This is a genomic window from Sulfidibacter corallicola, from assembly GCF_017498545.1.
Classification (GTDB): Bacteria; Acidobacteriota; Holophagae; order Acanthopleuribacterales; family Acanthopleuribacteraceae; genus Sulfidibacter; species Sulfidibacter corallicola.
The window spans coordinates 8,647,832-8,664,031 of the sequence record NZ_CP071793.1; the positions used below are offsets into that span (position 1 = coordinate 8,647,832).

Below are 16,200 nucleotides of genomic sequence, written 5' to 3' on the forward strand. Positions count from 1 at the left end.
CTTCCTGATCGATTTGTCGGCGGGCCGACGGACGGCCGCCTCGAATCAACCTTTCGCGGCAAAAAAGCCTGTCTCGCCGCGTTCTGCCTCGAGCTTCTGCCAACGCTTGAGGGCTTCGCGCAGCTCTTGGCGGTTGAGGGTTGCGGTTCCGAATTTTCCAACCACGACACCCGCGGCGGCATTGGCCAGAATCGCGGCCTGGCGCGGGGTGGCGCCGGCGGCTTTGGCCAGGGTGTAGGTGGCGATGACCGTATCGCCGGCACCGCTCACATCGAAGACCTCGTGCGCCTGGGTCGGAATCAGGACCATGTCGGTTGGCGAACGGAACAGCGCCATGCCGCGCTCGCCGAGGGTGATCAGTAATCGCTTGCAGTGGAGCTTTTCGAAAATGACCGAAGCCGCCTTGCGCAAGCCCTGCTCGTCCTCGATGTCGACACCGGACATGCCCTGGGCCTCGTTCTGGTTGGGCGTGATCACGGTGACGTCGTGGTAGTAATCGTAATTTTTGTCTTTGGGATCGACGCTTATGATGCGTTTACCCGCGCGTTGCATGAGGTTCTGAAGCAGGTGGCGGGTGATGACCCCTTTGCCGTAATCGCTGACGATGACGGCATCGGCCTCTTCCAGGAGTTCGAACAGACGCGTCTGGACCTTGGTTTCCTGTTCGGGGGTCAGGCTCGTCTTGCGCTCGCGATCGACACGGCAGACCTGCTGCCGTTGGGCGATGATTCGCGTTTTTTGAATGGATTCGAAGGATTCGTCCCGCACCATGCCGCGATCGTCGATATCGCTCGCTTTCAGCAAACCCAAAAAATCCGCGGCGGGTCCGTCCGTGCCGATCAACCCGATGGGAGTGGCCTTGGCTCCCAGCGATTCGAGATTGCACACGACGTTGGCCGCGCCGCCCAGATGGGCCGATTCACGGGTGACCTGAACCACCGGGACCGGCGCTTCGGGAGAAATGCGACTGACCTTTCCCCAGATGAACCGGTCGAGCATCATGTCGCCGACCACCAGGAGCTTGGTTTGGCTGAATCGGTCGAGAATGGCGAAAAGGGCGTCTAGATCTTCCATGAGACAAATCCTTGATGTTGACGTACAGGATCGGGTTTTAAGGTCGAGATTCATTGGTTTTCGCTGTCGGCTCCGCGACGCCGGGCTGTGCCGGCGACTCCGGAGGTAACAGGACGGCGATGCCGGAGGGATCGATCTCGTACCGCTGGCGGCAGCGATCGCAGTGCAGCCCCTCGGGCGTCGCGCTCAGTGTGGCGCGACAACAGGGGGAGCGCAGAAGCGAAAGAATGGCGTGGACATCCAAGGGAACATCTCCTCGTCTTCAGATTCCGGGCGGAATCCGCTCAGGCCGAAACCGAATGGGAGTCATCGGAAGAATCGCCGGAGGATGGGTCCTCCGTGGTTTCCTCCTCATCCTTCTTGTATACCGTCCAGGCGAGAAAGGTCCCCAACAGGTAGAGCAGCAGGATGGGTGCGGCCATGAAGGTCTGCAGGAAGGGGTCGGGCGTGGGGGTGATGATGGCCGCGGCGATGAAAATGATCAACACCGCATAACGGAACTTGTCCAACAGGAACCGGTAGTTCACCAACCCGACCTTGGCCAGGAAAAACAGGATCAAGGGCAGTTCGAAGCTGATGCCCATCCCGATGACGAACAAAAACAGCAATTGCAGGTAACTGGATCGTGTAAAGGCGCTCAGTTCGTCCATGTTCCACTGGATCAGGTACCCGAGGGCGTGGGGAAACACGTACTGGAAACTGAACAGGCAGCCGGTGATGAAGAAAAGCGCCATGAACACGATGAAGGGAATCGCGAAGCGCTTCTCTTTTTTGGTCAGGGCCGGGGCGACGAAGGCCCAGAAATGATAGAAGAAGATCAGGCTCGAGAAGATGAGGCTGACCCAGAAGGCGGCGCGCAAGTTGGCGACGAACGGTTCTTCGAATCGCGTGGCGCCGAAGATGTGGTCGGATTTCGTGATGCGCTTCAGCGGCTCGGCCAGATAGGCGAAAATGGGCTTCACGTTGAGGAAGCAGGCCACGAAAATGACCAGCCAGAGCCCGGCACTGCGGATCAGACGGACGCGCAGCTCTTCCAGGTGTTCGAAAAAGCCCATTTGGTTGGGATCGGGCTTCACTTCGGCCATTTAACCTTTTTTACCTTCTTCTTCCATGTTGATGACCACTTCGGCAACATCCTCGCTGGGTTTGGGCGTCGCGGGGTTTTGTGCCAAGTTTTGGGGAGACGGTGCGGCGGGAGTGGGCTCCGCCGGTTTCTTGATTTCGTCGTTGATGCTGTCGACGATGCCCGTGGTGCTTTTCTTGAACTCGCGAATCCCCTTGCCCAGGGAGCGACCCAATTCGGGTAACCGCTTGGGACCGAAAATGAGAAACGCCACCAAAAGAATGACCAGGATTTCCTGAAAACCGACAGGTCCGAACATGTTTGACTCCTACGACTTACCAGGCTTCGAAAGCCAGACCCGGTATTGTAACACCGCGCGTTGTCGATTTGTCATCGTCTTTCTGGCGCGGTTGCCCTGGTTGACCGTGCCGCATCCGTCTCGGTTGGCTTTCGGCGAAGCGCCGGCCTCGTTTGCGCCTTCCTCGAAGCACTTCTCATTCAAAGCTACACGCTATGGGGTGGGAACGCTACCCGGAAGGAAGGCCGAAACCCCGTGATGTACCGGTGGCAGGTGGATGTCCGGTCGAAAACCCGGTCGGCGCGCTTGGATCGGTTCGGCCTGCCTCGGGGAAGGGCGGCGCGGGACCCGGGTCCCTTTTAATATAGTTCCCTTCATGGGGCGCCGATCCACATCGTTTGGAAGCGGGTCATCGGCCGAGGTAGGAACGTATGCCGGTGACCCGCGTCCGGGTAGGTGGTTTGCCTGGTTTGGGTGGCTTTGGCGCGTCGATGGTCGACGAGTCGAAAAGTGCGCTCGATTAGCCGTTCAGAACTTTCGCGATCGGGAAATGAAGGCCGAATTCGGTGACTTTCCATGCGCCGAGCAGGGTACCGCGTGTGAAATCAGGGAAATACCCGTGATCGATCCGCGCACCTTGGAGCCGTGCCATGCACATGCGCCCGTTACCCGCGAGCGGGATGAGCATGCGGCGGCCCTCGTAGTTTTGGCAGATGCTGCGGAAATACGGCAGCACCGTGGCCGTGGTCACGGGGACGCTGGGTCCGCGCGTGCCCAGGCGCATGTCGACGAACGTATGGCCCTCCAACGAGAGGCGAATGCGTTCGACGCCTTCTTCTTCCTGGGTGATGGAAAAGTCGGCCAATTCCTTGGGGATCCCCCAATTGCGGCGGCCGTTGACCATACTGACATGGGTGGAAACGTAGATTCGCGTGATGGTGGGATGGAAACGAAGACCGTAACGAAACACACCGGGCATCAGCAGCAGTTCGCGATAGGGACCGGCGTCGGATTCGCGGTAGTCGACCAGCATCACCGTACCGAAAGGGAGGGTGGGTGTGCCGGTTCCTTGGGGGAAGTGTCGACTCCAGATATCGAGGAGATGCCGAGGGAAGTAGTAGCTGAGGATGTACCCGCAGCCGCGCAGATGCCAAGGTGGAGGCACCAGAACGGCCTCGGACAGCTTAGAGGGGAGGGGGGCTGTCGTCATGGCAAAACTCCGGGAAAATGTTCAGGCCGGATGGGATCATCATTTCAGAAATTTCAGGAAGGAGTTTCCATTTTAACCCTTCGATTTCATTTTCCAAGCGAAAAGCTGTAAAAAACTGTGGAGATGTAAAAAATCACTTTCGGAGATTTTGATGCCGCATTGTGACCCTTGCGTAGCAGGTGGAAAATTCCGTGTTTTCGGAGGGTGGGCCGTAAGTGGTTGTAGTTTGAAGAGTTGTGTCCATACTTGCATGGAGCTGGAGTCAAAAAAAATTTACCGCGGAGTTCGCGGAGTTCACTGAGATTGGGGGATAGCCCTACTTGGGAACATGGGGCCCGCATAGTGTAGGTTCGGCGGAGGGGAGGCCTTTAGTGTCATTTGGCTTGGTATTCGAAGAGTCGTGCCCAGGCCTTCATGGGTCTGGAGTTGACACGCTTTTTAGCTCTTACCTGGTTTCAAAGTAAAAGTCCGCGGTAACTGTCAGGGCCAGGCTTTGACGCGACCTCGTCTAAACTCGGGCAGGATCGATGGTCGAAGTGCCCATCTTCGGAAAACGACGGGTTGTCCTATCTCCGTGGCCTTCGCGGCCTCTTATGTAACAAACTCTGTAAAGCTCGAAGATAAAGATAAAAACCTAAAAAGGCGGATGTGCAGGGAGTTCGTCGAAAAATGTCGGCCCGGCGCCCTGGGTGGGCCCGGCACTTACTGCAACGACGCCCCTCTCACAAATGCGGGAACTCCCAAACGATTCGCTTCGATTAGTTACCCACCTGAAACCCGGTAGCCGGTGTGCCGGACCATCGGCAATCCGACCCCCGGCCTGGGCAACGACTCTGTGGTAAAAAGAAAAATCCTCGCTCAATACCCATGCAGGGACCTGAAACCACCTCTGCCTAATCGAGGACGATTTCCCGAAAGTGACGAGGATCGGTGTCGCCCTCGGTGTTGACGACCAACACCCGCGCGCCGGTGCCGATCGACAGCGCCGTTCGGACCGGTGCCAGCGCCGCCTCTTCGAGGATGGCCATCAACCCCGCCAGCCCGGCGGCGCCCGACTCCCCCGAGATCACCTGGGGATCCCCGGGAAGGCTGTGGTACAGGGTGCGCATGGCCTTGCGCGTGTAGTGATCGTCGATGGCCAGGAAGGCGTCGGCCTGACAAAGGGCCGGAAGCGCGATCCTCGATGCCGTGCCGCAGTTGAGGCCTGCCATGATCGTTCGACCGTCGCCCACGTCGATGGGTGTCTCGCCCGCTCGCGCCATGACCGCGGCCAGGACGCAGGCCGCACCCAGGGGCTCCACGATCACGATTTTGGGGGAATCGATCGAATAGCGGCGCCGAAACCAGGTCACGGCCGAGGCCGGGAAGGCACCCACGCCGCACTGCAACAGCACCACATCGGGCGGAAAGCGCTCGTCTTCCGTGGCCTCGGCGATTTCGACGAACATGGTCTCGTAGCCCTCGGCGATCCAGGCCGGGATTTGCTCGTAACCGGGCCAACTGGTGTCGGAAATGACGTGCAGGTTTCGGCGTTTGGCCTCCACTGCCGCGGTTTCGACGGCCGCGTCGTAGTCGCCAGGCACGATGACCATTTCCGCGTTCTCGTGTTCGATGTGGCGACGTCGCTCTTCCACCATGCATTCCGGCACGAAGATGACCGCGTCGTTGCCGGTGATGCGCGCCGTCCAGGCCACCGCGCGCCCGTGATTGCCGTCGGTTGCGGTGCAAAAGGTCATGCGGCCCAGTTTTTCGGTCGCCTTGCCTTCGAGGAAGGCGCTTGGGCTCAGCGCGGTACCGGTCGACTCCCGCCACCGCGCGGCCACGTAGCGGTAGATGCCGTAGGAGGCCCCGAGAGACTTGAACGCGTTGAGACCGAACCGTTTGGATTCGTCCTTGAGCGCCAGGCCACCAAGACCCAATCGCCTGGCCAGTCCGCGGAGCCGGTGAAGCGGCGTTGCCCGATAGCCAGGCAGATGTCGGTGAAAGGGTCGCGCGGCGCAGTCGGTCCTGCAGCCGGGATTGGTGGCGAGGATGGGATCGGGTGAATGCATCCAAAAGCGAGAGGGTCTCATTTGGGTGTACTCCGTAGTAGCGGTGAAGGTCGGAAGATAATTTTTGACATACATCAAAATGTACTCGCCCATTCTAAGGGAAAGGAGCCTGAATTTCGACCGCTGGTTTTCGTTCGGTTTCTCCGGCGATCGAATCTAACTCCGTGAATTCATGATGGTTGAGCCTAAGTAATCCTTACCGGAACGAGGAGCGTTCGCGAGGTGGACGGGCCTACCGATCGAGAAGGTGAACGAGACGGTTCGTCGTGGTCGGACCACTCCGATTCGCGATCTTGCCTACCGAATCGTCGACAAATTCGGTACCATGTAGAGGTTTCAACCTCAATCGATCGATCCGGTCTCAGGTACCGGACGCCCGTCATGGAGCCACAACCATTTGATGTTTCACCCCAGTCTGTCGGGTGAATGGCCGCAACTGCGGAAACCGTTGTTCGTTCCGATGTCGATGTCCGGTTGCTGAAACCCGATCGCTCACCTTGGTATCAAGCATTCCAGCGTATCGCACCCTATTCGTTATGTCAGAGGTCGTTGGGCGCAGCACCGTAATTCCCGTCGGGTCGGCATCCGATGGTGGAGCCAATCATGGTGTGCCGGCCACGTCCGCACGATGGGCGTGGGAAATGGAGACGTCGATGGGGCTTTTGTTCGGTAGTAAAGCTGAAAAAGTCATGTCCAAGGCCAAGAAGAAGGGCATCGAGCTCGAGTTGAGCTATGCGGAAGGGTACCAGATCCACAAGGGTGCCGTTTTTCGCTACGATCCCAAAAAGTTCATCGTGTATGGCTTCACCGAGGCCTTGCGCGATCAAACCCTGGCGGTGCGAATCCCTTCGTTGGATGTCTATTTCCAAACTCGGGTCACCCATATGACCCACGACGTTCGGGGGCGGGTCCTGTTTTATTGTGACATGCCCGCCGAACTGGAATCACTCAAGGCGCAACCCAAGGAGTCCCACTTTTTCGTGTATCCCAAGGCGGTTGCCGTACTGGCAATCAGTGAGGAAGAAGCGTTCTTGGACGATATGAAATCGCTGAAGATGTACATCTGGGACGTGTCGCGGTCCTCCGTGGCCCTGGTCAACCGGGGCAAGCACAAGTTCGAAACCGGATTCCGGTTCCTGGCCGCCAAATTGACACTGGGCCATGTGGAGATCCTGGTCGACCTGGAGGTCGATCAGCTCCGCGAGAAGGAGCTGGGTCGCGACCGGGTTCAAATCATGAACTGTCGCTATGTCTCGGAGATCAAAGAAATTGAGGCCTGGGTGGACATCTGCCGAAAGATAGATCGATTGTGAGATATAGGGTCACGCGTGGCGTGGCCGAGTTCGCAGTGGAAAATTCGATGGTCAAGGAGCGCCAGAATATGGATGGAAACAATGCTTTCGCGGCACCCGAGGCGGATTTTTCGGCGGTGAGGGAACCTCCCGCAGGCAGGTCGGCACAGGTCACCAGTCCGATCGTGGAATCACTCAATGGAACGCGCACCTGGGTTCGCGTCATGGCGTTCTTCGGCTTTTTCGGCGGAGGCATGACCCTGCTCGGCGGGGTCTTCATGTTGGGACTCGGCGTCTTCCTGATGGCCACCGGCAGTACCGCCGAAGGCGGCATCAACCTGGCGGTGGGGGCCCTTTACACGGTCATGAGTTTCGTGTACCTGTTGCCGTCGATTTTTCTCTGGCGCTACGCGGGCTCCATGGACAGCCTGGTTCAAAGTCGCGACGTGCGGGAGCTGGAAGCGGCGATGGAGCACCAGCGGAAGTTTTGGAAGAGCATCGGGATCCTGATGCTGGGTTCGATCGTTCTTTCGATTTTGATGGTGGTGGTCATCGGGGTACTTGCCGGAATTGGCGCGTTGCAGTGATGCCGGCTCCGAGCATCGGGTGAACGGTGCCCATCCGGAACCAAAAAGCCCGCAAGGGCCGCTTTGGGTCGCCTGGATGGGCACGTGATCGGCGCTTCGGAACCCGATCTCGGTCGGATTCGCATGCTCACCAGGTTCGCTGAAGGCTGATGGTCGAAGCCGGTTTCGCTTGGGAACTCCGCCGATACGTTCTTCGAGATTGCGAGCGAACGCTACCGATGGTCCCGATCGCGATCCTGCTTAGCGATAGGGAGACCGGTTCGCCAGCGGGGCCACCATGGCGAACGTGCCTGTGCTTTGGTTCCTCGTCGAAGTTTGTCGGGTTCGTGCCCGAAGCAGCGGACGGCGGCCTCCGGTCAACCCTCGATGGGTACCCAATATTCGGTGCGCAGGTCTTCCGGCCGCACCGACGGGGGGTCGAGATCGAGGGGGCGGGTCAGGCAGGGAGCGTCGCGCAAACGGTGGTCGCTGGTGGGAAGCCATTCTCCGAATACCCTGGAACAGGTGGTTTCCAGCAGGCGGTAAGGGCCTTGGTGCAGGAAGATTGCGTAGCGGCCGCCGGCTAGGGTTTGGCGGCCCACATCGCCTTCGGCCGCGATCTCTGGAGAGACGGCGATGCAGGCATCGTAGCGAAGTTGGGACGCCTCCGTGATGTCCGGATCGTCGTAGGCGATGGCGAAGCGGAGCGTCTCTTCGTCGACGAGGTTCATGGTTCGGGCGAAGCGCATGAGCTTGGCCCAGGCCTTGGGCGCGGCCTCGGGATAGGTGCCGTTTTCGCGAACGAACAGGACTGGTTGGGGCGGGACGGTCCGAAAGTGCAGAGGGGCGTAGGGTTCAGACATGGAATGTTCCTTCGAAAGATGATGTGTGGAACGCATGGGAGCGGAGGAATCCGAAGACCGCTTTTGCCGCCGGAAATCGCTGGGCGAAACCCCGAAATGGCGGTGAAAGGCCTTGGTGAACGCCGAGGGGGAGCCGTAGCCGGCGGCATAGCCGACTTCGGTCACCGAGGCTGGAACGAATTGAAGGTGAAGGGCCGCCCGTTCCAGTCGGATGCGGCGTAGGTAAATGCCCAGGCTTTCGCCGACCAGTGCGTGGAAGATGCGGTGAAAGTGGTAGGGCGACAGGTTCGCCTGGCTCGCGACTTCCGCCAAGGAAAGCTGTCGATCCAGGTTCGCCTCGATGAAGAGCAGCGCGCGGTACAGGCGTTGTCGATACGCTTCGTTTTTCGGGTGGTCGTGGGTACTCATGGTTCCTCTCTCCGTCGCTCGAAGGCATCATCCCACGAGGTTCCGGTGTCCGCTTTTCCGATCTTGCGGTTCTTCGCCCAACGTACGCTCATGTCCCCAAGAGCCGCTACCGAGTCGACGCCCGTGCTCGGCTCACAAGTCGGGCGTGTAGGCGAACCGGTGTACCTTTTCCGAAAAATTCGCATGCTCGACCAGGCCCTCGTCCGCGAAGCCGGCCTTTGCCGCCACGACTTTCGAAGGCTCGTTGGCGGGGACGATAAAGGCCACCAGCCGACGAAAGCCGAGTTTCTCGATCGCGAAATTCGCCAATGCGGCTGCGATCTCGGTAGCGTAACCCTGGCCGCTTGCGCCGGGGATCACCGCGTACATGATTTCCGCGGTGGTTTCGTCGAGCGGGTTCACGCCGCAAAAGCCCGCGAACCGGCCATTGGTGCGTGCTTCCACCGCGAGTGCGAACATCGGTCGATCCGAATCATAGGATGCCAGCGTGGCTTCGAGGAGCTGTCGCGCCCCCGCACGCGTTTTGTGTTCGTCGGGGAAGGGGAGATAGGCGGTGGCGGTTGTGTCGGCCATGAATGCCGCGAACGGTTCCAGGTCTTCAGGCCGGAACCTGCGAATGCGACATCGCGCGGTGTCGATGGGTTCGAAGCGTCGGAATCGGGAAGTCAACGGCATCCTCCGTCCATATCATACCGCTCGTTTCCATTCTCAGTCCGGTTGTCTCCGGGTTCCCTGTGTCCTCTCTCGAAACAAAAGGGTGCGTTCAACCTGAGCTGGGTCTTGCCGTCGCCAAATCTTGATCAGGAAGGCAGGAATGAAGAAAACCTGGAAAAGCAGGGCCATGATGTGTCCAAATGCCGGTCCTTTCCTGCTTTCCGATGTTCATGGGTTCCCGCTTCATTTTTCGGATGAACGACCCACGTCCCTTCGCCAGACACCAGGTATGCTGTTTCTCTCTCGAAATCGAGCGGGTATGCCCGCTGGTCCGGCATTCCGTGGTCCGGCATTCCGTGGTCCGGCATTCCGGCCACCGGCCTGGGCGGCGACTTTGTGGTAAAAAAAATCCCCAGAGCCATGTGCCGCAATCGCTCACTTCGGCTTGCGTCGCTCCACCTTGCGGTATTGCTTGAACGCGGGCATCTCCCAGGGGCGAATCGCGAAGATCGCGGCGGTGCCGAATTTCTCTTCCAGCGGCAAATCGCTGTCTTGCTGAATCAGGCGATCCATCTCCGCCAACAACTTGTCGATCGACTGCTCCATGCGGGTCAAACTCTCGCGTGACAGCATGCCGCCGGCAAAACGCAGGTGCTCACCGGGATCGTTGAACGAACTCTCTAAAAAATCGCGGCGCACCTGACTCTCGAAATAACGCTGAACCGGCCCGCCCGGCCGCCAACTGAAATTACGCGCCACCAATCGGCGGACCCGGTTGTCGGGCAGCAACTCGATCATGCCCAGCCGGTCCAGGCGCAGCAGCCGGCGCAAAACGTCCGCCTCACCCAAATCGTAGCAAGCCAGGATTTCGGCGAGGGTCCAGGAATTGAGTGCCAGGAAGGTGACCAACAGCAATACCGGATCGTCGACCAGCTCGCGCTCCTGGTCCGGGGTCAAGGCTGAAATCGCCTCGGGGTTCGATTCGGCCTGGCGGATCAGGTCGCACAATCGAATGCCCGCCAGGGCACAGATTTGCTCCAATCGTTCGAGAGTAAAGCCGCCGCGCGTGAACAGGCGCTTGATGCTCGCTTCGCTCAAGTCCAAATGCTCGGCGACGCGGGCGTAGGTGATCTTCTGGCGGCGCAACGTTCCTTTGAGGGTTTCCAGAATGAGTGGTGTTTCGAGCATGGGTAATGGATCTCGCTGGAAGTGATTGGGCCATGGTATCGCATATCGATACTTTTCAACCACCCCTCACTTGCCATCGTTTCGTTTTTCGATGGCTCGAGACCATCGCGTCGATCCTCGGTGCCGCGACTCAGTTGACCGTTTCGGGGCGCTCTACCGGAAAGATCAAACGCACACGCGTGCCTTGGCCTGGTCCATCACTGTGGATTTCCACCGACCCCGCCATCTCGTTCATGGCGTTGGCGCAATAGTGCAGGCCGAATCCGTGGTGGTTGGGCTTGGTGGAGAATCCCTGTGTGAAGAGCTGCGACAAATGATCCTGCGCGATACCGGTGCCGTTGTCCGTCATCTCCAGGACCGCGCGGTCGCCGGTCGCATAGGATCGGACGCCCAATTCCGGTGAAGCCAGGTCGCGCATGGCGTCCAACGAGTTCTTGAGCAGATAGAAGAAAATGCGAATCACCTTGGAGCGCTCGACCACCACCAGCGGTAAAGGCTGGAGATCCAGTGTCACTTCGATGCCGCGATCGCGCAGCATGTAGGTTTCCATATTCAAGCCGTCGGAAATGAGGCGATTGAGGTCGCTGGGATGCTGGGGCCCCTTGACGTCGGAGAACTTCATTTGTTCGCGGATGACCGACCTTATCGCGGCAAGGTGGCGCATCAGGGTCGCGTTTTCGTGATGCGCCTGCTCGTGACGTTGCTGCAGGCTGGCATTGATGCGCGCAATGGTCGGTACCACCATCTGAGCCCGCTCGTCTTCGGCGAAGAAACGGGACAAATCATCCACTTGGGATGCCAACAGATCCGCCAGACGGGCCAACAAACCCAGTTCTCGGTCCCGATTCAAAAGCCCGTCCAGTACTTGGCCGGAGGTGACCACGCTGTTGAGAATGTTGCCCACGTTGTGCAGCACCGAATTGGCCACCTCGGCCATGCCCGCGGTATGCGCCGCACCCACCAACGCACCCTGGGCCTTGGCGAGGTCGTCCAAGGTCGCCGCCTTGTTGACGGCCGAAACCGCATGCTCGTGGTAATGCTGCAGGATGGCCACATCCGCATCGGCGAAAGGCGCGTCGGGCGCGGTACTGTCCAAGAGCAGCAAGCCCAGTTGCTCTTCGCCGCGAACCAGGGTCATCACCAGCCTGGCGTGGAATCGCGCGAATCCCGGCAGAACCGCGTCGCTTTCGTGGCTCTGCCCGCAAATGCGTACCACCGATTGCCCCATCGGCAGCGTGTCGCCACAGCCGGAAAGGCCGGCCAAGGCCTCGTTCGAGAGGGACATCGTCTGCCATTGGGGTTCGACATCCCGATGTGCGGACAACATCCGAAATCCCGAGTGGTGTTTGCGCCGAATGAGGAAGGCGCCGCGGGCCGCGTTCGGGATGACGGTGAAGGCCTCTTTCAGCAGGGCTTTCACCACGTCTTCCAAATCCATTTCGCGATTGATGGTCTGCACGATGTGGTTCAGGGTACTCAATTCGAGGTTGCGTGCTTCCAAAGCTGCGGTACGTTCGCCGACCTTCTGCTCCAGTTCCCGGTTGAGTGCCAGCAGATCCAAATGGGTTTTCATGCGAGCGTGAAGCTCTTCCTTGCCGACCGGCTTGCTGAGGAAATCGTTGGCGCCGCTCGCGAAGGCCGCGACCAAATCCTGGGTGCTCGTCTTGGCGGTCAAGTAGATCACCGGCAGCTCGTGAAACGCGAATCGTTCGCGAATGTGCCGGCACACCTCGTAGCCGGACATGCGCGGCATCATGATGTCCAGGAGCACCAGATCGTAAGCAGGGTCCGAGCTCAGCATCGCGAGGGCCTCGGTACCCGAAGAGGCCTCGTCCACCCGCGCGTGCCGGGGGCGTAGTTGGTTCAACAGAACCTGGCGATTGACGGGTTCGTCATCCACCACCAAGATGCGGAAGGCGGTGGCGGTCGGCTCCACGGCCGGCCCCTGCACGATTTCCCGGTCGGCCACGATCGGATCGGCGGGGTTGGCCGGTGCGGCCTTTTCGGCGGCCCCGATATCCTGGGTCGGGGCCGGATCGGCGGGTTCGTCGGCCAAGGGAAGCGTGAATTGAAAGACGCTACCTTCGTCCAGGCGGCTTTGGACCGAGATGGACCCACCGTGCATCTGGATCAGGCGTTGGGTGATGGCCAAGCCCAAGCCGGTCCCGCCGTAGGTGCGCGCGATCGACGAATCGCTTTGCTCGAAGGCCTCGAAGATGCGTTCGACCTTGTCCGCGGCGATGCCGATGCCCGTATCGATGACCTCCACGTAGACGGATTCCCCATCGTATCGGGCCGTGATCCGCACGCCGCCTTCTTCCGTGAACTTGATGGCGTTCCCGATCAGGTTGTAGAGCACTTGTTGGAGGCGGCTCTCGTCCCCGGCCACCGCCGGCGTATCCGCGGCGATCCCGTTCTCGAGTTTCAGGTTCTTGGCGTTCGCCAGCGGTGCCGAAAGGGTCAGCACCACGTCCACCAGGGTTTTCAGGTCAACCGCCGCGATCTGGAGGTGCAGGCCGTGGTTGCGAATTTGGTGGAAATCCAAGATGCCGTTGACCAGGTTGGTCAAGCGTCTGGCGCTGCCGACCACCATTTCCAGGTTTTGGCCGAGGGCGGGATTCACGTCGCCGGCCACGCCGTCCAGGAGCGATTCGGTCAGGCCGATGATGCCGTGCAGTGGGGTCCGCAATTCGTGGGAAGTGACGGTCAGGAACTCGTCCTTCATCGAGTCCAGCTCTCGTAATTGCTGGACCATTGCCCGTTCCTTGGCCAGTTTGCGTTGCTGGTTGCGCCAGACCGCGATGATCGAGGCACACAGGAAGGTTCCGTAAAGTGTGTAGGCCCACCAGGTTCGCCAGGGGGGCGGCAACACCCGAAAGCGAAGGGGGGTTCCCATCTCGTGCCAGTCGCCGTGGTACCCGGCGGCTTCGACGCGGAACCGATAGGGACCGGGATCGAGGTTGGTGTAGGTCGCGAAACGCTTGCCCGCGTCGGTGGCCTGCCAGTCGCGATCGAATCCCTCCAATCGATAGCGGAACCGGTTGCGGCTCGGCTCGGTGAAATCCAACCCGGCGAAGGCAAACGTCAAAGAGCGATCGCGATAAGTGAGCTCGGCCAGGTTCGTCGAGGATTCCGGTGGATGGCGCCAGCGCCCGCGTGCGTCTAGGTTGTCGATGGTGATTTCGGTGACGGCGACGGCGAGGGGCGGCACCTCGAAGGGTTGGAGATTCGCGGGGAAAAACCTGGTGAACCCTTGATCTCCGCCGAAGTAGAGCATGCCGGCGGGGTCGCGATAGGAAGCCCCGCGACAAAACTCGTTGCCCTGGATGCCGTCGGTGAGGGTGTAATCGTGAAACGTGCGTCGCTCCGGGTCGAACCGGGTGATGCCCTGGTTGGTGCTGAGCCACAGGTGTCCGCGGTGATCCGGCTGGATGCCGTACACGCTGGCGTTGGGCAGGCCTTGTGCCTCGCTGTAGATTTCTACCGAACCGCCACGTGGATTCAGGCGGTTCAGGCCGCCGTGCCGGGTCCCGACCCAAACGGTACGCTCGTCGGCGATGTGGAGCGCAAAAATGGCGTCGTCGCTGAGGCCCGCGTCCCGTTCGGTGGCGCGGGCGCGGAAGCGCTGGAGGAAACCGGTTTCGGGATCGAACCAATTCAGGCCGTGGGACCAGGTGCCGATCCACAGGCGGCCGGCTTCGTCCTCGGCGAGGCAGGAAAGGTTGTCGCTGCTGAGGCTGCCCGGCTCGTCGGCTGCATGGCGCAGGGCCTGGAAGCCGTCCGTTTCGGGATGCCAGCGGTTCAGGCCGCCGCCGTTGGTGGCGATCCAAAGGCGCCCCTGACGGTCGGCCAGCAAATCGATCACGAACGAGTCGGTCAGGGCCTGCGGTTGGCCGGGATCGGCGACGAAGCGGCGGATTTGTCGCCGATCGGGAGCGATGCGGTTGAGTCCCACGTAGGTACCGGCCCACAGTGCGCCGTCCGGTGTTTCGGCTAGGGCCAGGACGTCGTCATGGGTCAAATGGGGTTCCGAGCCGGGCGCCGCGCGCAATACGCGTACGGGGGCGTGGGGATCCTCGGGATTGCAGCGATTCAACCCGCCGCCGTAGGTGCCCACCCACAGCTCGCCGCGATGGTCGCGGTGGAACGCGGTTATGATGCGATGACTCAAACCCTTTTCCGGCGCGTTCGGCTGGGGGCGGTAATTTTCGAAGCGCAGACTCGCTTCGCTGATTTTCAACAGGCCGCCACCATCTTGGCCGATCCAAATCACGCCGGCCCGGTCGATGAACGCCGAGCGGATTTTGTCGGTACGCGGCGAGTCGGGATCGGCCGCTGCGTGGCGGAAATGGGAAAAGCTACGCCGATCAGGATCGAGCAGCGTGATGCCATTGGCGCCCCCGATCCAGAGATTGCCGAATCGGTCTTCGACCAGGGTGCGGATCTCGTTGCTGCTCAAGCCGTTCGGCAGATCCGGCCGGTGTAGGAGCCATGTGCACGGCCCGCCTTCCGAAGGCAAACGGAGCAGTCCGCGACGGGTGCCGATCCAAAGGTCGCCGCGATGATCTTCGAGGACCGCCGAAATCGAGGATCGGCCCGGATGGGGTCGTGCCGTCGATTCCGCTGGGCAGGGATCGCGTTGAAGGAAATCGCCGCCGATCTCGTCGAGCCGGTACAGGCCCGAGCGCGTACCGACCCAAAGGCGATAGTAATGGTCCTCGTATAGGGTGGTGATGGTGCGGTCGGCCAGCATGAGCCGGGGACGGCCGTCCCGGTCGATCGCCACCAGGCCGTAGTGACTGGTACCGACCCAAATCGTGCCGTCCCGATCGATCGAAAGCGCACTGACCGAGAAGGGGTCCTTGCGGCCATTGGGTACCAGGCCCAGGTTCAGCGTCTCGAAGCGCCCATCTTCGTGATGGCGGGCGAGGCCTTCGGGCGTGCCCACCAGCAGGGTGCCCGAGGGTTCGGGGCAGAGTGCGGTGATCTCGTTGTTGGGAATGCTGCCTGGTTGGTCCGGGCGATGGCGGAAGACCTCGAACGCGTAGCCATCGTAGCGGTTGAGCCCGTCGTCGGTGCCGATCCAGATGAATCCCCGATTGTCCTGAACGATGACCTTGGCGTTGGTTTGGGAGAGGCCGTCGGAGGTGGTCAGGTGCGAGAAGCGCAAATGGCGATGCTGCGCGAGGAGGTCGACCGGCGTGCCGAGCCACAGCGTCAAGAGACCGAATCCCCACGCGAACCATGGGCTTCGGCGGATGGTAGAGCGCATTTCAATCACAAGCACTGGCCTTGATTCCGGCTGGTCGTACGGGACCAATCGATGATATCGGATGGAAAATCCCTCGTCCGAAATGGCCAATCATTGCGGCAATGGGCACGACCGCCTGGTGGTCGCGCACACTTTTCGGAAGGGGTCTACCAGTGTAACATCGCGTGAGGTCGCGTGGCAGGGCTCGGTTTGGTGTCGATCCGAAAACGGGGTGGTCGTCACTGTCGAGGTGGTTCGCTTGGATGGGTACGGTAACGGCAT

At 60.4% G+C, this 16,200-nt stretch carries 11 protein-coding genes; 2 read left to right on the top strand and 9 right to left on the bottom strand.

Annotated elements, in window-relative coordinates; genetic code table 11:
- Nucleotides 1-45: 45 nt before the first annotated feature.
- The 5 genes from rfaE1 to J3U87_RS26305 form a co-directional block, all read right to left on the bottom strand.
- A complete protein-coding gene (gene rfaE1, locus J3U87_RS26285) occupies nucleotides 46-1,074 on the bottom strand; it encodes a D-glycero-beta-D-manno-heptose-7-phosphate kinase (protein WP_237378760.1) in 1,029 nt (342 codons plus the stop codon).
- 284 nt (nucleotides 1,075-1,358) lie between these two features.
- Nucleotides 1,359-2,159, bottom strand: a complete 801-nt coding sequence (tatC, locus tag J3U87_RS26290) for a twin-arginine translocase subunit TatC (RefSeq protein WP_237378761.1) — start codon at nucleotides 2,157-2,159, stop codon at nucleotides 1,359-1,361.
- Nucleotides 2,160-2,456, bottom strand: coding sequence for a Sec-independent protein translocase subunit TatA/TatB (locus J3U87_RS35050; RefSeq protein WP_272932423.1), 297 nt, complete (start codon nucleotides 2,454-2,456; stop codon nucleotides 2,160-2,162).
- 499 nt (nucleotides 2,457-2,955) lie between these two features.
- Nucleotides 2,956-3,645, bottom strand: a complete 690-nt coding sequence (locus J3U87_RS26300) for an acetoacetate decarboxylase family protein (RefSeq protein ID WP_237378762.1) — start codon at nucleotides 3,643-3,645, stop codon at nucleotides 2,956-2,958.
- An 893-nt stretch (nucleotides 3,646-4,538) separates the two neighbouring features.
- The gene (locus tag J3U87_RS26305; RefSeq protein WP_237378763.1) at nucleotides 4,539-5,717 is read right to left on the bottom strand and encodes a diaminopropionate ammonia-lyase; all 1,179 of its coding nucleotides are present in this window, start codon (nucleotides 5,715-5,717) and stop codon (nucleotides 4,539-4,541) included.
- Nucleotides 5,718-6,349: 632 nt separating this feature from the next.
- Here J3U87_RS26305 and J3U87_RS26310 point away from each other — a divergent pair.
- Together J3U87_RS26310 and J3U87_RS26315 are read left to right on the top strand one after the other, a co-directional pair.
- Nucleotides 6,350-7,009 carry a hypothetical protein gene (locus J3U87_RS26310; protein WP_237378764.1) on the top strand — a complete coding sequence of 220 codons (660 nt, stop codon included), beginning with the start codon at nucleotides 6,350-6,352 and terminating at the stop codon, nucleotides 7,007-7,009.
- A 68-nt stretch (nucleotides 7,010-7,077) separates the two neighbouring features.
- Nucleotides 7,078-7,575, top strand: coding sequence for a hypothetical protein (locus tag J3U87_RS26315; RefSeq protein WP_237378765.1), 498 nt, complete (start codon nucleotides 7,078-7,080; stop codon nucleotides 7,573-7,575).
- Between the two features lie 356 nt (nucleotides 7,576-7,931).
- Here J3U87_RS26315 and J3U87_RS26320 read toward each other — a convergent pair whose 3' ends face one another.
- The 4 genes from J3U87_RS26320 to J3U87_RS26335 all read right to left on the bottom strand — a co-directional run bounded on the left by J3U87_RS26320 (nucleotide 7,932) and on the right by J3U87_RS26335 (nucleotide 15,888).
- The gene (locus J3U87_RS26320; protein WP_237378766.1) at nucleotides 7,932-8,825 is read right to left on the bottom strand and encodes an AraC family transcriptional regulator; all 894 of its coding nucleotides are present in this window, start codon (nucleotides 8,823-8,825) and stop codon (nucleotides 7,932-7,934) included.
- A gap of 132 nt (nucleotides 8,826-8,957) precedes the next feature.
- A complete protein-coding gene (locus J3U87_RS26325; RefSeq protein WP_237378767.1) occupies nucleotides 8,958-9,494 on the bottom strand; it encodes a GNAT family N-acetyltransferase in 537 nt (178 codons plus the stop codon).
- A 420-nt stretch (nucleotides 9,495-9,914) separates the two neighbouring features.
- Complete coding sequence (locus J3U87_RS26330) at nucleotides 9,915-10,667, bottom strand: helix-turn-helix domain-containing protein (RefSeq protein ID WP_237378768.1); 753 nt, start codon at nucleotides 10,665-10,667, stop codon at nucleotides 9,915-9,917.
- Nucleotides 10,668-10,797: 130 nt separating this feature from the next.
- Nucleotides 10,798-15,888, bottom strand: coding sequence for a two-component regulator propeller domain-containing protein (locus J3U87_RS26335; protein ID WP_237378769.1), 5,091 nt, complete (start codon nucleotides 15,886-15,888; stop codon nucleotides 10,798-10,800).
- Nucleotides 15,889-16,200: the final 312 nt, after the last annotated feature.

Bases quoted from the DNA above. Each gene is read 5' to 3' on its own strand.
- rfaE1 (WP_237378760.1), bottom strand. From the start codon at position 1,074: ATGGAAGATCTAGACGCCCTTTTCGCCATTCTCGACCGATTCAGCCAA.
- tatC (WP_237378761.1), bottom strand. From the start codon at position 2,159: ATGGCCGAAGTGAAGCCCGATCCCAACCAAATGGGCTTTTTCGAACAC.
- J3U87_RS35050 (WP_272932423.1), bottom strand. From the start codon at position 2,456: ATGTTCGGACCTGTCGGTTTTCAGGAAATCCTGGTCATTCTTTTGGTG.
- J3U87_RS26300 (WP_237378762.1), bottom strand. From the start codon at position 3,645: ATGACGACAGCCCCCCTCCCCTCTAAGCTGTCCGAGGCCGTTCTGGTG.
- J3U87_RS26305 (WP_237378763.1), bottom strand. From the start codon at position 5,717: ATGAGACCCTCTCGCTTTTGGATGCATTCACCCGATCCCATCCTCGCC.
- J3U87_RS26310 (WP_237378764.1), top strand. From the start codon at position 6,350: ATGGGGCTTTTGTTCGGTAGTAAAGCTGAAAAAGTCATGTCCAAGGCC.
- J3U87_RS26315 (WP_237378765.1), top strand. From the start codon at position 7,078: ATGGATGGAAACAATGCTTTCGCGGCACCCGAGGCGGATTTTTCGGCG.
- J3U87_RS26320 (WP_237378766.1), bottom strand. From the start codon at position 8,825: ATGAGTACCCACGACCACCCGAAAAACGAAGCGTATCGACAACGCCTG.
- J3U87_RS26330 (WP_237378768.1), bottom strand. From the start codon at position 10,667: ATGCTCGAAACACCACTCATTCTGGAAACCCTCAAAGGAACGTTGCGC.